Below are 18,984 nucleotides of genomic sequence, written 5' to 3'. Positions count from 1 at the left end.
CTCTCCCGGGGAGTGCGCTCAAACGGATACGCTCTGTGAAAGTTTTATCAGGACCATTTTTCCACGAAGTCCGTGTCATTCCGGCACGGGCATGCGCACCCCCATGAGCTTCCGGTCCACCAACACAGAATGCAGCGCATGGATGCGTCCGCTGGAGTCCAGGTCCACGCGAAGCACCATGTTCAGGGCCAGCATCGGATCCGCCCCCGGATGGAACACCGCCACCACGGCGGGCAGGCCGTTGAGCATCCGCGCCTCCCATGCCACTGGAGGCCCCCGCATCTCCATCAGCCGGCGCATGAAGAGGATGACGCGCTGGGGGCCCACGATGGGCACCAGGGCCGCGCGCACCTTTCCGCCACCATCCGACAGCGCACGCACATCCGAGGCCAGCAGCGCCTCCGCGGCAGCCACGTCTCCCGTCACCAGCGCACCCAGGAAGGCCTCCAGCGAAGCCCGCGTGCGAGCCTGCACGTCGCGAGTGGGCACGCAACGTGACTGGTCATACGCGGCCATCACCGCCCGCGCGCGGTGGTGCACCACCTTCACGTTCGCTTCGCTCATGCGCAGCGCCTCGGCCACTTCCAGCACCGAGTAATCAAAGACATCACGCAGCAGCAGCACCGCCCGCTGCTTGGGTGACAGGGCCTCCAGCGCCAGCAGGAAGGCGAAGGACACGCTCTCCAGCAGTTCGTAGCGCCCCTCCGTCGAGCCGCCGCCCGGAAGGCGTGCCTCCACAGCGGGTAGGACTTCCTCGTCGCCCGTCTCCACCGGCGAAGGCAGCCAGGGACCGACGTAGCCCTCGCGGCGGCGGCGGCGCAGGTGGTCTCGCGCCAGGTTCACCGCCACGCGGGTCAACCAGGGGCGCAGGGTGTCCAGACGCTCCGGAGGCGTCGCGAGCGCGCGCGCATAGACGTCCTGCACCAGGTCATCCGCATCCGCCGCCACGCCGGTCATCCGGTAGCAGAGCCCCCAGAGGAAGCGCTCGTGCTCGCGTGCGGCCTGCCCCAGTGCTCCTCGCGCCTGTGAATCCATCCCGGTCAAGCCCTCACGTTCCAAGAATCCAGGAGCATCACTGGAGCACCGCAATGGTGGGTACCCCAATCCCCCGAACCTCCAAGCCGTGCCCCTCCGGGCCCGGACCAAGCCAAACCTGTCCGACTGTCGGACAAGTTTCCAAGGTCCGCAGCCAAAGCCCGGGAGCCCCGCCAAGGTCCCCCAACCTGTCCGACTGTCCGACAAGTTTCCGCAGTCCGGAGCCAAAGCCCGGGAGCCCCGCCAAGGCCCCCCAACCTGTCCGACTGTCCGACAGGTCGCCGCCAACTGGAGTCATCACGGGTTCCGCCTGGTCCCCTAAAGCCGGTCCGACTGTCCGACAGGTTTCCGCTCCCAGGAGCCAGCGCCGAGGACCCGGTCACGGTCCTCCCAACCTGTCCGACTGTCCGACAGGCCTCCGCCGTCGGGATGGAACAGGAGCTTCCAGCTGAGGTCCTCCCAACCTGTCCGACTGTCCGACAGGTTTTCCAGCTGCCCCGGGGCAGCGCGGGGGGCCTGCCACGGTCCTCCCAACCTGTCCGACTGTCCGACACGTTTTTGCTCTGCGGCGCAGGGGAGGGGCTCCTGGCCTGTATCCCATCGGCCTCAAGCTCCCGCCGCGTGGCGCTGGAACGTCTCGGTGCGTCGCACCAGGGCTTGCTCCACGGCCTCGGCGCTCGCCAGGGATGCGTCCGCGAGCATGCCCTCCGCGCCCACCCAGTCGCCGACCCGGAACAGTCCGCCCACGTGCGGGACCTCCACGGCGGGGCGTCCGGTCAGCCCGCCGTTCACGGCCCGGGGCAACCCGGCGCTGACGGCGAGCGAGGGCCGGTAGCGCCGCGCCACCACCTTCGCGCGCCATCCTGGCTGGAGCGCGTCCATCACGGCCTCCAGCGCCGCTTCGCTCGCCTCCGTGTCCGCGCCGCCCAGGTACTTCGCCACGTGCACCATCGCGCCCCCGTCCGGGGCCAGCTTCGCGGAGGCCGAATGCACAGACGCGTACCAGGGCCCATCCAGCCCCAGCGCGAACAGCGCATCCGGTCTCGGCAGGGCCGACAGTCCCAGCTCCAACGTCGCCGCCTGGATGGGCACCGCCTCCCGCGCCTCCCGCGCGAGCACCGCGTCTCCCGGCATGAGCGCCGCCACGTCCGCGGGGCTCCCCGCCATCACCACCGCGTCCGCGCGGTGCACCGTGCCGTCCGCGAGCCGCACGCCTTCAACCCGCTTGCCCCCTTCCTGGAGGACGACGGCTTCCACTCGCGCGGACAGCTCCAGCCGGGCGCCCGCGTCGCGTCCCAGCCGCTCCACCGCGTCCACCAGGGTGCTCCAGCCTCCGTCCACGTACAGCACGTTCGCGGCGGTCGCGCACTGGAGCTGCTTCAGCCCCGCCTCCGCGCTGAGCGCTTCGAAGTCCGCGCAGTACGAGGACACGCGGATCAGCGCCCCGACGAGCGCCCGGCTGTCCTTGCGCGTCAGGTGCGTCTCCAGCCACTCGCGCATCGACATGGACCCCAACGGCTTTGTGTCGATACGGGCCAGCCCCGCCAGCAGCTTCGCCACCTCCAGCTTCGAGGCGAGCGACAGCACGTCCGTCGTCATCAATGTCACGGCGCCCCGAGGCAGCGTGTGCAGCCGGCCGCCGACCAGCGCATGGGAGCCCGTCTGATTCGGAACGCCTCCCGTGGGCTTCACGCCCAGGCGCTCCAGCACCCGAAACGCCGCGCCCGCCCGGTACAGGGCATGCGGTCCCAGGTTGAAGCGGAAGCCCTCCACCTCCGTCGTCCTCGCCCGCCCTCCCAGGTGCTTGGAGCGCTCGTACACCGTCACCTCGCAGCCGCCGCGCGCGAGCAGCGCCGCCGCCGTGAGCCCGCCCAGTCCCCCGCCCACCACGGCCACCTTCGTCGCCTGCATGTCCGTCCTCCGTCCCGGCGCCCGGCGCATTCCGGGCATCCAACGGCCTCCACGAACGAGGACGAAAAAAGGTTACAGCGCCGGCCTCATCAGGCGCCGCGGTCGACCGGCAGCCCCGAGCGCGCGAAGGAGAACACCAGCGACGTCTCGATGCGGCTCACCTCCGGGCGGCTGGTGAAGGACTGGATGGTGAGCACGCGCAGGTGTTCGGTGTCCCGACACACGACGTGCACCAGGAAGTCCGTCGTGCCGCCCAGGCAATAGACAGCCACCGTCTCCGGCAGCGAGCGCAGGTGGTCTCCGATGCTGCCGAAGTGCTCTCCCACGTGGAGCCGGAGCTGCACGCCGATGAGCGCCTGGAGCCCCAGCCCCAGCGGGCGCGGATCCAGCTCCGCCCGATAGGAGCGGATGACCCCATCCGTCTCCAGCCGCTTCACCCGCGCGAGGCACGACGATGGGGCCAGCCCCACCTTCGCGGCCAATTCCTTGTTGGACAGCCGTGCATTGTTCTGGAGGGCCTCCAGAATCACGCGATCAATTCGGTCGAGTGCCGCCATCCGAGGCTCCTGGGCGAATTCCATTCGATGGATGCCGCATAATCCTGGCTCGTATTCTGTCCGCATGCCACGACACAGAATCGCAGCATGCCTCGTCCTCCTGGCGGGCACGGCCTTCGCGGCCCCCGCTTCGTCGCCGGATGCCCTGCTCGCGCCCTGGTCGGGGCCATATGGGGGCGTCCCGCCGTTCGACCGCGCGCGGGTGGAGGATTTCGCTCCGGCGCTCGAAGCCGCCATGGCACAGGCGAGGAACGAAGTCGCCGCCATCGCGGACTCGAAGGAGCCTCCCACCTTCGAAAACACCGTCGCCGCGTACCAGGACTCGGGACGGACGTTCAATCGCGTCTACGAGGTCTACAACGCGTGGTCCTCGTTCGTGAGTTCACCGGAGTACCAGGCCGTGGAGCGCGAGCTGGCGCCCCGGCTGTCTGCGTTCTGGGATGAGGAACCCCAGAACCGGAAGCTCTTCCGCCGCATCAAGGCGGTCCGGGACTCGGCCGCGAAGGCGAAGCTGACGCCGGAGCAGCAGCGCCTGGTGGCGTACTACTACGACGACTTCGTGCGCTCGGGCGCCCTCCTGGACGCGGCGGGCGCGAAGCGGATGGCCGCGCTCAACCAACGGCTCGCCACGCTCTACACGACGTTCAACCAGAACGTGCTCGCCGACGAGAAGCGCTACACCCTCCTGGAGAACGAGGCGGACCTGGCGGGCCTGCCGGAGCCGCTGCGAAAGGCCGCGGCGGCCGAGGCCACGGCGCGCGGGCAGCCGGGGAAGTGGGCCGTGGCGAACACCCGCTCGGTGGTGGCGGACTTCCTCACGTATTCGGAGCGACGGGAGCTGCGCGAGAAGGTCTGGCGCAACTACGACAGCCGCGGCGACCACGGCGACGCGCATGACAACAATGCCATCATCACGCGGATCCTCGCGGCGCGCGCGGAGCAGGCGAAGCTCATGGGCTTCCCCACCCACGCGCACCGGCAGCTCCAGCGCGCGATGGTGAAGACGCCCGAGCGCGCGATGAAGCTGCTGGAGACGATGTGGACGCCCGCGGTCGCGCGCGTGCGCGAAGAGGTCACCGCGATGACTGCCATTGCCCGAAGCCAGGGTCAGCAGGAGCCCATCGCCCCGTGGGACTACCGCTACTACGCGGAGAAGGTGCGCAAGCAGGCGTATGACTTCGACGACAGCGAGGTGAAGCCCTACCTCCAGCTGGAGACCCTGCGCGAGGGCATGTTCTGGGTGGCGGGACAGCTCTTCGGCTACACCTTCACGCCCGCGCCGGACGTGCCCGTCTATCACCCGGACGTGCGCGTCTTCGCGGTGAAGGACCGGGAGAGCGGCCGGGAGCGCGGGCTCCTCTACTTCGACCCCTACGCGCGCGAGGGCAAGTACAACGGCGGGCAGACGGAGACGTACCGCGTCCAGGAGCGCTTCCGGGGCGAGGTGCCGGCCCTGGTGGCCATCAGCATGCCGTTCGTGAAGCCGGGAGCGGGGAGCCCCGCGCTGCTCGGCTGGCGCGACGCGCAGACGCTGTTCCACGAGTTCGGCCACGCGCTGCACACGCTGAGCGGGGACGTGACGTATCCGTCGCTCGGTGGGGGCCGCGTGGTGAGCGACTACGCGGAGTTCCCCTCCAAGCTGTTCGAGCACTGGCTCGCCACGCCGGAGGTGCTGAGCCGCTTCGCGGTGCACCACACGACGGGACAGCCCATGCCCCAGGCGCTCGTGGCCCGCATCCAGAAGGCGGCGACGTTCAACCAGGGCTTCTACACCGTGGACTTCCTCACCTCCGCGCTGGTGGAGATGAAGATGCATCTGGCGGGAGCGAAGCGAATCGACCCCGACGCCTTCGAGCGCGACGTGCTCCGCCAGCTCGGCGCGCCCATGGAGGTCGGCATGCGCTTCCGCATGCCCCATTTCGGGCACGTCTTCGCCAGCAACGCCTATGCGGCGGGCTACTACCGCTACCTCTGGGCGGACATGCTGGCTTCGGACGCCTTCGAGGCCTTCCAGGAAGCCGGTGGTGCCTACGACGCGAAGGTGGCCGCGCGGCTGCGCGAGCACGTGCTTTCAGTGGGCAACACCGTCGACCCCTTCGAGGGCTACCGGAAGTTTCGCGGAAAGGACGCGAGCCTCGACGCCCTGATGCGCGAGCGAGGCTTCGCGCCCATACACTGAGGACCATGATCGATCACACCGGCATCGGCGTCGCGGACGTGGCCCGCTCGGCGGCCTTCTACGACGCGGCATTGGGAGCGCTCGGCCTTCGCCGTGCCATCCAGCTTCCGGCGGACACCGGGGCGGATGGCATCGGCTATGGCCGGGACTTCCCCATCTTCTGGATCGATCGCTTCCATCCCCATGGCGTGAAGCAACACACGGCCTTCGCCGCCACGAGCCGCGCCCAGGTCGACGCCTTCCACGCGGCCGCGGTGGCGGCGGGCGGAACCGACAACGGGCCGCCCGGGCTGCGCGGCGTCGAGACAGGCTATCCCGCCGGTTACTACGCCGCCTTCGTGCTGGACCCGGACGGCAACAACATCGAAGCGGTCTTCCGGGAGCCTTCTCGCTAGAGGCGCCCCAGGCCCTGTGACGGCGGCCTCACTGCACGGCGCGCGCGAACTGTCCCGGAGTGATGCCGACGATGCGCTTGAAGTGCCGGTTGAGCTGACTCTGGTCACAGAGCCCGACCTGGAGCGCGACCTCCGCGGGTGCCAGTCCCTGAGACAGCAGCCGCTGGGCTCGCGAGACGCGCAGGTGGGTGAGGTATGCGTGCGGAGGCATGCCCAATTCCTCGCGGAAGGCGCGGCACAGGTGGAACCGGTTCCAGCCCACCTGCTGGGCCAGCGACTCCAGGGTGATGCCCTCCGGAATGGCTTCGTGCAGGGCCTCCACCACGCGCCGGATGGGCCAGCGGTAGCGCCGCTCCAATGCGCTTGAATGGTCCAGACATCCGACCAGCGAGGAGAGGGCTTCGGCCAGGGCCGTCTGGAGCGCGAGGGAGGTGGAGCGTCCCTCCAGGCCCGCATCCAGCACGGCGTGGAGGCGCACGAAGGCGGCCGCCACGGGCTGCGTCGTTTCGAGTTGGAGCTGGCGAAGCCGGGCGGAGGCCGGCGCGCCCAGCGCCTCGCGGGCCTCGGCGATGAGGGACTCATCGAAGGCGATGACCTGGAACCGGGCAGGTCCGTCACGGCGCAGGTCCCGGTGCACCTCGCCCATCTGCTTGAGGTCGACCGTTCGGGGCGAGGAGGCATGGACCTTGCCCCGCCCCCACCACTCCGAGTGTCCCCGCTGCGTCACCATCACGGAGAAGCGTTCCTTCACGGAGCGCAGCAGCCGTCCGTCGGTCCGGTAGCGCACCAGTCGCAAGCCCGGCAGTTCCGGGAACAGGAAGGTCTGGATGGACAAGGGGCCATCCACGACGGCGTGATGGAGCGCGGGCACGGTTGGATTCTAGGGATGAGCCTTCCCCCTGGCTTGGGCGAAGTTGACCTGCACGCCATGTCAACAACGTCCAAGCCCGGCGTGCCCCGGCATGGCTACGTCTTGCATTGCAGGCCCGGCCCTCACCTGGCCGGGCAGGGAGGCGTCATGTCAGGCATCCAGGACAAGGTCATTGCCATCACCGGAGCCAGCAGCGGCATTGGCGAAGCGGCGGCGCTGCTGCTCGCCGGGCGTGGAGCAAAGGTCGTCCTTGGCGCGCGTCGGTTGGAGCGGCTGGAGCCAGTGGTGGAGCGCATCACGAAGGCAGGAGGGGAGGCCCTCTGCGCACGGACCGACGTGAGACGGCGCGAGGACGTCGCCGGGCTCGTCCGCCTGGCCTGTGAGCGGTTTGGCAGGCTGGACGTGCTCATCAACAACGCGGGCAGCCTGGCGACCTCTCCGCTGGACGACCTGCGCATTGACGACTGGGAGGAGTTGGTCGACACCAACATCAAGGGAGTGCTGTACGGCATCGCCGCGGCGCTGCCGGTCTTCCGCCAGCAGGGCTTCGGGCACTTCATCAACACCGCGTCGACCTCGGCGCACCGGATCGTGCCCGGCCAGGCGGTCTACGCCGGGACGAAGTTCGCCGTGCGAGCCATCTCCGAGGGCCTGCGCCAGGAGGCGGGCCCCAGGCTGCGGGTGACGGTCATCTCGCCAGGGATGACCCGGACGAACTTCCTCGAGCACGTGAAGAATCGGGAGCTCCGGGCCCGGTTCGAGGAGGTCCGGGACAAGCTCGCGATTTCGCCGGATGCGATTGCCCGCGCCATGGCCTACGCCATCGAGCAGCCCGCCGACGTGGACGTGGGCGAGGTGATTGTCCGTCCCACGGCGCAGGACTGAGCGGGCTCTGGGGTTGAGGGGCCGGCTACCCGCCAATCACCTGGATGTTGTAGGCGATGTCCTTGTTCTCTTTCGCGCGGATCCACTCAAGCAGCCCATCCACCAGGAAGCCGGGGTGGAGGATGAGATTGCCCAGATCGTGCACGGACTGATCGCGCTCCGCGATGTGCGGGGCCCACTGGTCCTGGGGCAGCGGCGCGAGCAACTGCGCCAGCTCCCAGGCCTTTTTCCGGGCCACATCCATCGCGAAGTTGAAGACCAGGTCCTCCCCTTCCGGACTGATGGCCTCCAGCTGCTTCAGGCGCGGTGACACCTCTCCCAGCTCCACTTCCACCACCGAGACCAGCCGCGCCAGCAGACCGTTGATGCTATCAAAGTCCTGCTTCAACGACGCGAGCTCGCTCCCCGGCGCCACCGTGGCCGCCGCGATGCCCAGGTCCAGGTTGATGTGCGCGTTCATTCCCAGCAGCAGGTGCTGAATGATCAACGGCGAGTCGTCCTTCAGCGAATCGAATGCCAGCTGCCAGGACTTCGTCAGCGTGCCGCCGGAGGAATAGGCATTCCACGCCGCCAGGAAGCGGTTGGCGAAGACGACATCCAGCCTCCCCATCCGCTCGTTGTCCTTGAAGACATTGCCCGCGATGATCGCCCTCCGAACGTCGACCGTCACCCGCTCGTAGAGCGCGGTGAAGTAGCCAATGCGGTCGTGCGTCCGCAATGACTGGTCGATGATGTCATTCTCCTGCGTGATGACCTCATCAATGGTCGTGGGAGGAGCCGGAGTCGCGGACGGAGCAAGGGGAACTGCGACGTTCAGGGCCATGGTGCCAGGAACTAGAGAGGAATTGAGAGGCCCCTGCAACCGGGTGCGCTTTCACCCGTAGGGCAAGCGCCCCCTGCCCCGACACATCCTCACGGCCGCGACCCGGAAGAACTAGCGGTGCTGGGCGAGGAGCCAATCCCAGAACGCATGGTTGTCGTACTGCTGCGTCCAGCAGTCGTGCACACCGCCGGGCAGCACGGTGAGGCGCGCGATGTCACTCCCGGTGGCCACCACGCCGGGCTGCAACGTCCACACGGGGCTGCTGGCGCCCGGGAACAGGTACGTCACCTTCTGGGTCGGTGCGGTCACCTGGATCGGCTGGAACAGGCCTTGGTTCTTCGTCACGCCCGTCAGCCATGAGGTCTCAGCCGAGAGCGAGCTGCCGTCCGCGAACGAGTGCACCGCCCACACCGGCACGTTCTTCAGCTGGGTGATGGTGGGCCCCGGCGCGCCGATGTTGGTGGCCATGGGCGCCAGCGCCGCCAGACGGCTCCCATACGTGTACGCGTACTGCCAGGCGCCGTAGCCACCGAAGCTGATACCCGTCAGGTAGATGCGCGTCGTGTCCACGCGGTAGTTCGCCACGATGAAGCTGATGAACGCGTCAATCGCCGCCGGCTGACGCCACGGACGCGGTGAGAGCTCACCAACGCGCGGCGTCCTGACCCAGCAGCTCCAGGACCGCGTCAACTTCGAGCAGCAGTTCATCGGCATCGTCAGCCATGACCTGCGCACGCCGCTCAATGCCATCCACCTGACGGTGAGCGCCATGGCCCGCCGCGACGAGCTCGACGCGCGCACCGCCCAGTCCGTGCTGCGCATCCAGTCCGCCGTGCACCGCGCGGTGCGGCTCGTGGGGGACCTGCTGGACTTCACCCAGGCCCGGCTGGGCGGGGGCATCCCCATCGCGCCCCGAGCGTCGGACCTGAACCCGGTGGCCCGGCAGGTGCTGGATCAGGTGGACGCGGCGCACCCCGGCCGCACCCTGCGGGTGCAGGAGCGGGGCGACGCGAGGGGAGTGTGGGACTCCGAGCGGATTGCCCAGGTGGTGCAGAACCTGGTCACCAACGCCATCAAGTACAGCCCCGAAGCGAGCCCGGTGCAGGTGACGACCCGGGGCGAGGACGGCTGGGTGTGCCTGTCCGTGCACAACCAGGGCACGCCCATCCCCCCGGAGAAGCTTCCCGGCATCTTCGAACCCCTCCAGCGCGCGACGTCGGAGGTGGACTCCACACCTCCAACCTCAAGCAAGGCACCACGTTCACCGTGCGCCTGCCCCGGCACGGGGACTCAGGCGGGCAGTGACTTCAGGAACGCCAGCAGGGCGGCGTTCACCTCCGCGGGGCGCTCCTGTTGGATCCAGTGGCCCGCGCCTGGAATGACGAGCACGTCCTGGAGCCGCGGCACCAGGGCCTTCATGGCGTCCAGCGGAGCGAAGGCGCGGGCCGGGTCCTTCTCCCCGGTGATGAAGAGGGCGGGCTGCTGGATGAGGGCCGTCGCCAGCTCGGGCAGCTCCTCCCAGTCGCGGTCCATGTTGCGGTAGCGATTGAGCCCGCCGCGAAAGCCGCTGTGCGTAAGCTCCTTCGCGAAGTGCGCGACGTCCGCCTCCGTGAGCCACGCGGGCAGCGGCTCCGGCACCTGGAGACCGGTGAGGAAGCCGTCGCCCTGGCGGCGCGACTTCACGGCCTCGGCCTGCGTGTCGAAGCCGGGGGCGCCGCCCAGGGTGATGCGGAGCGTCCTCGGGATGTCCGCTTCGAGCTCCGCCTCGGCGATGCCCGGCTCCTGGAAGTAGAGGATGTAGAACCACTTGTCCCCGAACACGTGCCGGAAGAGCTGGGTCGGCGGCATGGGCGTGCGGCCCAGGTGCGGCACGCTCATGCCCACGACGGCGCGGAAGCGGTCCGGGTGCAGCGCGGCGCAGGTCCACGCCATCGCCGCGCCCCAGTCGTGGCCCACCACCACCGCGGTCTTCTCCCCCAGCGCATCGAGCAGGCCCACGAAGTCCGCCATCAGCTGCTTCATGCTGTAGGCCTCGATGGGTTCGGGCCGGTCGCTCTGGCCGTAGCCGCGAACGTCGGGCGCGACCGCGTGGTAGCCGGCGTCCGCGAGCGCCCGGAGCTGGTGGCGCCACGAGTACCCGGACTCCGGCCAGCCATGGAGGAGCAGGACCAGCGGGCCCTGGCCGGCCTCGGCGAGGTGCAGGTGGATGCCATTCGTCCGGACGCTGCGGTGGGTGATGTCGGCCATGGGAGCGTTCTGCACGACGCGCGGCCCCCTGTCATTCCACGCGTGACGATGGGTTCGGATGATGACGGAGGGCATCGGGCCGGTGACGGGAGTCACCAGGTACAGGCCCCACACGGGCTCCAGCGCCGCTGCGCGTGGCCAGTGAAATCCATGGGTTGTCCGCGCCCGCTCGGTCCATGGGAGCTGGCACACCGGCTGCTATGAGGTCCTGCATCGCTTCACCGAAACCCAATCCCTTTCGAGGTCCCCCGCCATGGCCATCTCGCCCCTCCGCAGCCCCTCCGCTCCCGTGTCCCGCATGCCGGTGCAGGACGCAGCCTCTCCCCGCCTCGCGGGTCGCCCGGGGGGCGTGGATGGGTTCTCCTCGGCCCAGAAGCCGGGGCTCGCCGCATTCCAGAAGGACGGCTTCGACATCGGCTCTGGCAAGGGCGCGGAGCTGGGCAAGCTGCTCCAGGACACGCTGTCCGCGCTGACGTCCATCGTGCAGCTGGTGGCGCAGGCCGTGCCGGGCGGCGCGCAGGCGCTCTCCGGAGCCCAGGGCGCGCAGGGCGGCAGGTGCGGCGCGGGTTCGCAGCCCTTCTCCGACAGCAGCTTCACGCCGCAGGACTCGGCGCGTCCTCCCGTGGCGCTCAACGGCAACACCGGCGTGGTGGGGCCGGCGGCGGCGCAGTCCCAGGCGTCCAATGGCAACACGGGCGTCGTGGGGCCCTCGGCTTCGTCCTCGAGCGGCGGCACGAAGCTGGGCGGCAACCTGCCCCCGGGGCTGGAGAAGTTCCGGAGCGCCATCGAGTCCGCCTCCGCCAAGACGGGCATGCCGGCGGAGATGCTGGCCGCGCAGATCTGGCAGGAGTCGCGCGGCAACCTGGAGGCCGTCTCCACCAACGGCGGCAACGGCCTGACGGACACGGGCCTGATGCAGGTCAACCCCAACACCTTCGGAGAGCTGCAGGCGAAGCACCCGGAGCTCCAGGGCAAGAACCTCTCCGACCCGGAGACCAACATCCTGGCGGGCGCCTTCTACATGAAGGACATGAAGGCGCAGTTCGGCAGCGATGAGCTGGCCCTGCGCGCCTACAACTCCGGCCCCAACGGCGTGGACAAGAGCAACCCGGACGCCATCCCCGCCGGCACCGGCGACGCCACCTACGTGCAGAAGGTGAAGTCCTTCATGAACACGCTGGCCACCGGCCAGGGCACGCTGCCCGCGTAGGACGCCGTGCCCATGACACACCCGTGACGGAAGGATGGCATCCCCCGGGGGAAAGAGGCGGAGCCGGCGTCCAGGATCCCCCTCATGACTTCCTCCTCCTTCCGTCCCTTCGTGCTGGCAGCCGTTTCCTCCTCCGCGCTGGTCCTGGGCGCGTGTGCTGGCGGCACCGCCGCGACCCGCCCCGCGGAGTCCCTCTCCGTCCGGGAGCTGAACATCGTCGACGAGAACGGCCAGACGCGCATCCGCATCGCGGCGCCGATGCCCAACCCCCAGGGCCTCAAGCGCGCCGTCACCGCCTACGGCCTCCAGTTCCTCAGTCCCACCGGGCAGGAGATTGGAGGGCTGGGGATGCTCGACGCCATTGGCATCCGCGGGCTCTGCTTCGACAGCGAGGAAGGCTACGAGGCCATGTGCATGGGCCTGGAGCAGGGAAAGCCCACCGTCACCTTCCGGCACGACTGGAAGGAGCGCATCACGATGGGCGTGGTGGATGGCGTGGCGAGCATCGTCATCCACGACGCCCAGGGGACGCCGCGCCTCAAGCTGGAGGTGGACCAGGACGGCAAGGCGCGGACCGTCGGCGTGACGCCCGCGCCATGAGCCGCGTCAGCGCGCCTGGGTCCCCGGTGCTCCGGGCAGATGCACGGTGAGGCGCGCGCCGCCCAGCGGGCCATCCTCCACCTGGAGGGTGCCGCCGTGCTGGGTGACGATGGCGTGCACGATGGAGAGCCCCAGCCCGCTGCCGCTCGCCTTCGTCGTGAAGAAGGGCTCGAAGAGCCTCCCCCGCGACTGCACCGGCACGCCGGGCCCGCTGTCATCCACGAAGAGCGCCACCTCTTCTCTTTGCGCGCTCGCGCTGAAGCGCACCCGGCCTCCCGGCGGCGTCGCCTCCAGCGCGTTGAGCGCCAGGTTCAGCAGCACCTGCCGCAGCCGCTCCTCCTCCCCCCACACCTCCAACGCGCCCGGCGGCTCCACCTCCAGCGTCACGCCGCGCTGCTCGGCCTGCCAGCTCAGGAGGCTGCCCACCCGCTCGAACAGCGGCGCCACCGCCACGGCGTCCGACCTGAACTCGCGGGGACGGGCGAACTGGAGGAAGTCCTCCAGGATGTGGTCCAGGCGGCGGATTTCATCCCGCACCAGCAGCAGCGGCTCCAGGAGCGGCCCCTGGACGGCCTCCTCCAGCCTGCGCACCCGCCGCTCCAGGACGGTGAGCTGCAGGCCCGCGGCGTTGAGGGGGTTGCGGATTTCATGCGTCAGGCCCGCGGTCAGCGTGCCCACCGCGGCCAGCTTCTCCGACACCTGCGCGCGCCGGGCCAGCGCCTGCTTCTCGCGGTGCAGCCGCACCTGGCGCAGCGCCTGCTCCAGGGTCACCAGCAGCTCCGGCGTGGCGCAGGGCTTGAGGAGGTACGCGCACGCCCCCGCGTGCACCGCGGCCACCGCCGCCTCCAGCATGCCCAGGCCCGTGAGCAGCACCACCTCTCCGTCCGGCACCAGCGCCTTGAGCCGGGGGGCGAGCCACGAGCCCTCTCCGTCCGGCAGCCGGACGTCCACCAGCGCCACGTCGAAGCCCGCCGGCGCCCGCTCCAGCGCCCCCGCGCAGCTCGTCGCGCTGGAGACGACGTAGCCCTGGTCCTCCAGCAGCTCCTTCATGTTGTCCAGGAACGCCGCGTTGTCATCCACCACCAGCACCCGGGGCCGCTCCCCCGCGCTCCCCGTCACGCGCGCTCTCCGTGCACGAGCTCCAGCGCGGCGAGCAGCGCCCCGGTGTCGAAGGGCTTGCGGACCCACCGGCCCTCGAAGTCCGCGGGCAGCGCCGCCGGGTAGGCCGTGACGACGAAGGGGGTGGTGCCGGGGAAGCGCTCCTGCACGCGGCGCAGCGCCTCGCCGTCGGGGCCGCCCGGCACGCGCAGGTCCACGAGCGCCGCGAAGGGGTGGATGGACTCCAGCCCCACCACGTCAGGCACCGAGCGCGCGACCACGGCCGTGAAGCCGCGCTCGCGCAGCACCTCCGTGAGGTTGTCCGCGAGGTGGACGTCGTCCTCCACCAGCACGACGAGCCCGTCGCGGCGGGCCCGCGTGAGCAGCGTCATCAGCGCGGGCACCGGCACCGGCTTGGGCAGCACCGCGAGCACGCCCTCCGCGCGCGCTCGCGCGAGCTCGGCCTCGCCGGGGTGCGCGGTGACGATGATGGCCGCGAGCCCCGGGTCCCGCTGGCGCAGGTGGTGCACCAGCGCGGCGCCGCTCATCCCGGCCATGCGCATGTCGGTGATGAGCACGTCGTAGCGCACCTCACGCGCGGCCTGGAGCGCGGCCTCGCCCCCGTCCACCACGGTGGCCGAGTGGCCTGCGTCCTCCAGGATCTCCGCCAGGTTCTCCGCGAAGGCCCTGTTGTCATCCACCAACAGGAAGCGGCCCATCAGGAAGGCTCCAGCGACAGGGGAAGCTCCACCACGAAGCGGGCCCCTCCCGGCCCGGCTCCGGCTTCGGCTTCGGCGGGAGCGTACGCGATGCCGCCGCCATGCCGTTCGAGGATGCGCCGCACGAGCGCCAGGCCCAACCCCAGCCCGCGCGCCTTCGTGGTCATCAGCGGCTCGAAGACGCGCGCGCGGATGGCCGGGTCCAGGCCCGGGCCGCTGTCCTCCAGCACCAGACGGACCCGCCGCGCCCCGTCCTCCGGGACGTCCGCCGTCAGCCGCACCTCGCCTTCGCGCTCGCCCAGGGCCTGCACCGCGTTCTGCAGCAGGTTCACGAAGACCTGCCGCAGCTGCACCGCGTCCCCCTCCAGCGGGGGCAGGGCCTCCAGGCCCTCCTCGCGCACGCGCACCCGAGGGGGCGGCGCGACGTCCTTGCGCGCGGAGGTCCAGACCTCCGTGAGCCGCAGCGGCGCGCGGACCAGCGGGCGGGAGCGGATCATGTCCAGCAGGCTGGTGATGATGTGGTTGGCGACCCCCACCTGTTCCCCGATGCGGTCCAGGTGCTTGAGCACGCGCGCGTCCTCATCCGCGGCGAGGCGGCCCTTGAGGATGAAGAGCGACGTCTCGATGACGCCCAGGGGGTTGCGCAGCTCATGGCCGATGGAGCCCACCAGCTGCCCGAAGGTCGCCAGCCGCTCGGCCCGGGCCGCCTGGGCCAGCAGGTCCTCGCGGTACGTGTGCAGCATGATGGCGAGCTCCAGGTCGAGGATCTTCCCCAGCGCGCGGCCCAGGCGGGCGGTCCGGGCGGGGTCGTCGCGCAGCGACTCCTCCATCACCGCCGTCAGCTCCTGGCGCAGCAGGTTCATGGCGCCAAACATGTAGTGCTGCGGCAGGTGGATGCGCACGTGCACCCGTCCGATGCGGCAGCGGCGCTCGAACCAGGCCGCGTCCCACGGCCCCAGGAGCAGCGACCCCATCCAGTCCTGGAGGGTCACCTTGAGGTGCCCCACCCGGCTCTCGCCTCCCTCCAGCGCCTTGCGCGCCCCCGGGTGTTCGAGGATGCGCCGGTAGAAGACGTCCGCGATGCGCTCGAAGTGCGCGCAGGCGATGGGGTGCAGCTCCCGCAGGGCCTCCCCGTCGCCGGTGGAGAACCCCACGTAGCGCTGGAGCTCCTCCAGGATGTCGTCCGTCACGCCTCCAGGTCCAGCTTCCATGGCGAATCCCTTCCTTGCGCGCGGGGCCTCAAGGCCCGGCCGGCTCCTCGTCCGGGCCGGCGCCACCGCCGCCGTACTCCTTGAGCTTGTATTGGATCTTCCGCACGCTGATGCCCAGCACCTCCGCGGCGCGCGTGGTGGAGCCCTGCACCATCTCCAGCGTGCGGAGGATGGCCTCGCGTTCGATGGCGGCGAGCGTCGCGCCGGGGATGAGCCGGTCGAAGCCCCCGGCGCTGGGGCGGGGGCCGCGCAGCACGGGCGGCAGGTCGTCCGCCGTGAGTTCCTCTCCTCGCGCGAGCACCACGGCGCGCTCCACCGCGTTCTCCAGCTCGCGGATGTTGCCCGGCCAGTCGTGGCTCATCAGCGCATCCAGGGTGCCGGGCGCCAGCCCCTTCACGGCCTTGCCATGGACCCCGTTGCAGCGCTCGATGAAGTGGCTCACCAGCGCGGGGATGTCCGCCTTGCGCCGGCGCAGGGGCGGCAGCGTCACCGCCACCACGTTGAGGCGGTAGTAGAGGTCCTCGCGGAAGCGGCCCGCCTTCACCTCCGCATCCAGGTCGCGGTGGGTGGCCGCCACGATGCGCACGTCCACCTTCAACGTCTGCGTGCCGCCCACGCGTTCGAACTCACGGCCCTGCAGCACGCGCAGGAGCTTCACCTGCACGGCCGGGGAGATTTCTCCAATCTCGTCCAGGAACAGGGTGCCCCCGTCCGCCAGCTCGAAGCGGCCCTCCTTGCGCGCCAGGGCGCCGGTGAAGGCCCCCCGCTCGTGGCCGAACAGCTCGCTCTCCAGCAGGCCCTCGCTGAGCGCCGCGCAGTGCACCTTGACGAAGGGGCGCGCCTTGCGCGGGCTGAGTTCGTGCAGCGCCTGGGCCACCAGCTCCTTGCCCGTGCCGCTCTCCCCCAGGATGAGCACCGTGGCCCGCGTGGGGGCCGCCTGGTGGATGAGGGAATACACGCCCTGGAGCTCGGGCGCGTCCCCGATGATGTTGCCCACGCGGAAGCGCTCCGCCACCCGCTCCCGCAGCTGCCGCGTCTCCTGCTTCAGCCGGCGCGTCTCCAGCGCCTTGGCCAGCACGACGAGCACGGCGTTCAAATCCAGCGGCTTGGTGAGGTAGCTCTCCGCGCCCAGGCGCATGGCCTCCACCGCCGCCTCCACCGTGGCGAACGCCGTCATCATCACGAAGGCCGCGTCGCTGCCGTCCTCCTTCGCGCGGCGCAGCAGGGTGACGCCGTCCATGCGCGGCATCCGCACGTCGGTGAGCACCAGCGCGGGTGAGAAGTCCGGGAGCGCGGCGAGCGCCTCCGCGCCGTCCGCGGCCTCCCGGACCTCGTAGCCCTCCTCCGACAGGAGGGTGGCCAGGGCGCGCCGCGCGTTCACCTCGTCATCCACGACCAGGATGCGTTCTGGGGCCATGCCCCTGCTTAACAGACATGAATCCAGGGCCTTCATGCGTTCGCGTCCCGGGCCCGCGCGTCCGCGCACGTCAGGCAGCAGCGCGCCTCCGGGACGGCGAGCAGCCGCTGCCGGCCGATGGCGCCCCCGCACCGCTCGCAGCCGCCGAAGCGGCCCTGCTCAATGCGCTCGAGCGCCGCCTCCACCTCCTCCAGCTCGCGCGGCGGGAGGCACGCTCCCCGCGCGGGCGGCCGGGCAGCCACCGCCTCGCCCGCGCGCGAGGCACGCAGCGCGTCCCGGCGGGACAGGAGCATCCGCAGCGCCAGGGTCGTGATGGAGTCAGCGGGCATGGGGTCCTCGTTGCGCGCGGGCGTCAGGAGGCCGGGGGAAGTGACAGGGAGGCGGAGCGCTTGCGCCGCGCCGCGAGCACGCCCGGCGCCGCGAGCACCGCGACGGCCACCGTCACCAGCGCGGCGCCCGCCAGCTCCCGGACGCTCACGCCGGAGAGCCCCAGCCACGCCGAAAGGACGGCCGTCGCGCCCACGCCCGCGAACACACTGGAGGCGCGGTTGATGGGCACGGTGAAGGTGTTCTCCCGCGCATCCAGCAGCACCAGCCCCCCGAAGATGCCGCTGCCCTGGGAGAAGAGCCCCACGGCCAGCTCCACGGCCAGCGTGGGCCGCGTGAACATCCCGGTGAAGCCCTCGCGCAGCTGCTCCGCGGCGCCGCCCACGCCCGCGAAGGCCCACAGCGCGAGCAGGACGACGAGCGCGGGCGCGGCCACCATCTGCTCCTCCACGAAGTAGCGCTCGCGCGCGCCGGGCACGTGGTTCTTCGCCAGCCGGCTCATGAAGCGCAGCCGCACGAAGTAGCTGACGACGTACACCGCCCAGTCCAGCCCCGCCACCAGGGAGAGGCGCGGCTCCGCGCCCGGCCCCGTCGCGACGAGCAGCGCGGCCAGGCTCACCCCCAGCGCCACACGGGAGGGCCACGCGACGCTCCGGCCGCTCACCGCGTCCACCAGCGGCGCGAGCACCAGCACGCCGCCGCGCATCAGCAGCATCATGAAGACGATGGAGGTCCCGTCGAAGGTGTAGGCCAGCGTGGTGGTGGCGATGATGCCCGTGGTGCACAGGCCCGACAGGAAGGTCCAGCGCCCCGGCCAGGGCAGGCTCACCGGCCCGAAGCGCCGGCGCCCCGCGTGCTGGAAGGCGCCGCTCCACGTCAGGTACGCGAACATCCCCGCGAGCGTGGCCAGCGCCGTGGAGGGCAGCAGCACGAAGCCCGGCAGCCCCGCGCTCATCCCCGGCAGGGCGCCCAGGCTCAGCGCCTTCGTCAGCGCGCTGTAGGGCAGGTAGCAGGCGAAGTACCCCAGCGCGAACCACCCGATGGCGACCGGGGCCTTGGGAGGCGGGCTCATCGTCCGCCCGCCATGCACCAGGGGCAGCACCGGGCCTCGGGCACGGCCTGGATCCGCTCGGGCTCGATGACGGCGCCGCAGCCCTCGCACCGGGGCAGGCCGTCCGCCGGAAGGTGCTCCAGCGCGCGCTCCAGCGCCTCCAGGGCCCGCGCCTCGCGAGCGTCGAGCGCGTCGAGCAGCCGCGTCTCCTCCAGGGCCATCGCGCGGTCCACCCACTCCGGGGCCCCGGCGCCGGTGACTTCACGCAACAGCTCCCGGTGCTTGCGCCTCAGCTCCAGCAGGGCCCGCCACCGCTGGCGCAACCGCCGGCCCGTCTCTTCACGCGTGGCATTCATCGAGTGTCCTCCCGTATCGGTTCCCGGGTCCCCCCACGCCGCGCGACCCACCCCCGTCGCTTTACAGGATGCATGCCACCGTTGTCCCGGGC

The 18,984-nt window shown here is 70.7% G+C and carries 19 protein-coding genes, 1 pseudogene and 1 CRISPR repeat array; of the genes and pseudogenes, 6 read left to right on the top strand and 14 right to left on the bottom strand.

What is annotated here, in order from left to right:
* Positions 1-75: 75 nt before the first annotated feature.
* From D7V80_RS02190 to D7V80_RS02180, 3 genes are all read right to left on the bottom strand, one after another.
* On the bottom strand, positions 76-1,035 hold the full coding sequence (locus D7V80_RS02190) for a sigma-70 family RNA polymerase sigma factor (protein ID WP_120565104.1): 960 nt from the start codon (positions 1,033-1,035) through the stop codon (positions 76-78).
* 112 nt (positions 1,036-1,147) lie between these two features.
* A CRISPR array of direct repeats spans positions 1,148-1,591; the repeat unit is 24 nt; unit sequence CCCAACCTGTCCGACTGTCCGACA.
* Positions 1,592-1,641: 50 nt separating this feature from the next.
* Positions 1,642-2,946: an NAD(P)/FAD-dependent oxidoreductase gene (locus D7V80_RS02185; RefSeq protein ID WP_120586562.1), complete on the bottom strand. Its 1,305-nt coding sequence runs from the start codon at positions 2,944-2,946 to the stop codon at positions 1,642-1,644.
* Between the two features lie 89 nt (positions 2,947-3,035).
* Positions 3,036-3,503 (bottom strand): Lrp/AsnC family transcriptional regulator, encoded by a 468-nt coding sequence (locus D7V80_RS02180; protein WP_014394615.1) that lies wholly within the window; start codon positions 3,501-3,503, stop codon positions 3,036-3,038.
* 64 nt (positions 3,504-3,567) lie between these two features.
* On the opposite strand from D7V80_RS02180, the gene D7V80_RS02175 reads away from it, so the two are divergent.
* Positions 3,568-5,682, top strand: a complete 2,115-nt coding sequence (locus D7V80_RS02175) for a M3 family metallopeptidase (protein ID WP_233585074.1) — start codon at positions 3,568-3,570, stop codon at positions 5,680-5,682.
* Positions 5,683-5,687: 5 nt separating this feature from the next.
* Positions 5,688-6,077, top strand: coding sequence for a VOC family protein (locus tag D7V80_RS02170; RefSeq protein WP_120586560.1), 390 nt, complete (start codon positions 5,688-5,690; stop codon positions 6,075-6,077).
* Positions 6,078-6,105: 28 nt separating this feature from the next.
* Here D7V80_RS02170 and D7V80_RS02165 read toward each other — a convergent pair whose 3' ends face one another.
* Entirely contained in the window at positions 6,106-6,948 is an 843-nt protein-coding gene (locus D7V80_RS02165) for an AraC family transcriptional regulator (RefSeq protein ID WP_120586559.1), read from the bottom strand.
* Between the two features lie 147 nt (positions 6,949-7,095).
* Between D7V80_RS02165 and D7V80_RS02160 the strand changes: the two genes are divergently transcribed.
* Positions 7,096-7,833, top strand: a complete 738-nt coding sequence (locus D7V80_RS02160) for an SDR family oxidoreductase (RefSeq protein WP_120586558.1) — start codon at positions 7,096-7,098, stop codon at positions 7,831-7,833.
* A 25-nt stretch (positions 7,834-7,858) separates the two neighbouring features.
* Here the strand turns inward: D7V80_RS02160 and D7V80_RS02155 are convergent, their stop codons facing one another.
* Together D7V80_RS02155 and D7V80_RS02150 are read right to left on the bottom strand one after the other, a co-directional pair.
* Positions 7,859-8,656, bottom strand: a complete 798-nt coding sequence (locus D7V80_RS02155) for a DUF5995 family protein (RefSeq protein ID WP_120586557.1) — start codon at positions 8,654-8,656, stop codon at positions 7,859-7,861.
* 111 nt (positions 8,657-8,767) lie between these two features.
* A complete protein-coding gene (locus D7V80_RS02150) occupies positions 8,768-9,241 on the bottom strand; it encodes a hypothetical protein (RefSeq protein WP_233585073.1) in 474 nt (157 codons plus the stop codon).
* 76 nt (positions 9,242-9,317) lie between these two features.
* On the opposite strand from D7V80_RS02150, the pseudogene D7V80_RS02145 reads away from it, so the two are divergent.
* A pseudogene (locus D7V80_RS02145) lies at positions 9,318-9,860 on the top strand (sensor histidine kinase); the annotation flags it as partial.
* 86 nt (positions 9,861-9,946) lie between these two features.
* Here D7V80_RS02145 and D7V80_RS02140 read toward each other — a convergent pair.
* Positions 9,947-10,903 (bottom strand): alpha/beta fold hydrolase, encoded by a 957-nt coding sequence (locus D7V80_RS02140; RefSeq protein ID WP_120586556.1) that lies wholly within the window; start codon positions 10,901-10,903, stop codon positions 9,947-9,949.
* Positions 10,904-11,156: 253 nt separating this feature from the next.
* On the opposite strand from D7V80_RS02140, the gene D7V80_RS02135 reads away from it, so the two are divergent.
* Both D7V80_RS02135 and D7V80_RS02130 read left to right on the top strand, forming a co-directional pair.
* Positions 11,157-12,113, top strand: a complete 957-nt coding sequence (locus tag D7V80_RS02135) for a lytic transglycosylase domain-containing protein (RefSeq protein ID WP_120586555.1) — start codon at positions 11,157-11,159, stop codon at positions 12,111-12,113.
* An 84-nt stretch (positions 12,114-12,197) separates the two neighbouring features.
* Positions 12,198-12,713 (top strand): hypothetical protein, encoded by a 516-nt coding sequence (locus D7V80_RS02130; RefSeq protein WP_120586554.1) that lies wholly within the window; start codon positions 12,198-12,200, stop codon positions 12,711-12,713.
* A gap of 6 nt (positions 12,714-12,719) precedes the next feature.
* On the opposite strand, the gene D7V80_RS02125 is transcribed toward D7V80_RS02130, so the two are convergent.
* Genes D7V80_RS02125 through D7V80_RS02095 form a run of 7 tightly spaced genes read right to left on the bottom strand, consistent with a single transcriptional unit; the run spans position 12,720 to position 18,892 of the window.
* Positions 12,720-13,832 carry a hybrid sensor histidine kinase/response regulator gene (locus D7V80_RS02125; protein ID WP_120586553.1) on the bottom strand — a complete coding sequence of 371 codons (1,113 nt, stop codon included), beginning with the start codon at positions 13,830-13,832 and terminating at the stop codon, positions 12,720-12,722.
* Positions 13,829-14,530 carry a response regulator gene (locus D7V80_RS02120; protein ID WP_120586552.1) on the bottom strand — a complete coding sequence of 234 codons (702 nt, stop codon included), beginning with the start codon at positions 14,528-14,530 and terminating at the stop codon, positions 13,829-13,831. The genes D7V80_RS02125 and D7V80_RS02120 overlap by 4 nt, the downstream gene beginning before the upstream one ends.
* Positions 14,530-15,720: a sensor histidine kinase gene (locus D7V80_RS02115; RefSeq protein ID WP_120586551.1), complete on the bottom strand. Its 1,191-nt coding sequence runs from the start codon at positions 15,718-15,720 to the stop codon at positions 14,530-14,532. Before D7V80_RS02115 ends, D7V80_RS02120 begins: the two co-directional genes overlap by 1 nt.
* 49 nt (positions 15,721-15,769) lie before the next feature.
* Positions 15,770-17,158, bottom strand: a complete 1,389-nt coding sequence (locus tag D7V80_RS02110; RefSeq protein WP_120586550.1) for a sigma-54 dependent transcriptional regulator — start codon at positions 17,156-17,158, stop codon at positions 15,770-15,772.
* Positions 17,159-17,190: 32 nt separating this feature from the next.
* On the bottom strand, positions 17,191-17,487 hold the full coding sequence (locus D7V80_RS02105; RefSeq protein ID WP_120586549.1) for a TraR/DksA C4-type zinc finger protein: 297 nt from the start codon (positions 17,485-17,487) through the stop codon (positions 17,191-17,193).
* Positions 17,488-17,510: 23 nt separating this feature from the next.
* Entirely contained in the window at positions 17,511-18,557 is a 1,047-nt protein-coding gene (locus D7V80_RS02100) for a hypothetical protein (RefSeq protein WP_147446963.1), read from the bottom strand.
* Positions 18,554-18,892 carry a hypothetical protein gene (locus D7V80_RS02095; protein ID WP_147446962.1) on the bottom strand — a complete coding sequence of 113 codons (339 nt, stop codon included), beginning with the start codon at positions 18,890-18,892 and terminating at the stop codon, positions 18,554-18,556. The genes D7V80_RS02100 and D7V80_RS02095 overlap by 4 nt, the downstream gene beginning before the upstream one ends.
* Between the last annotated feature and the right edge of the window lie 92 nt (positions 18,893-18,984).

The sequence above is a fragment of the Corallococcus sp. CA054B genome (assembly GCF_003611625.1).
Lineage (GTDB): Bacteria > Myxococcota > Myxococcia > Myxococcales > Myxococcaceae > Corallococcus > Corallococcus coralloides.
This window is presented reverse-complemented; position numbering and strand designations above follow the sequence as displayed.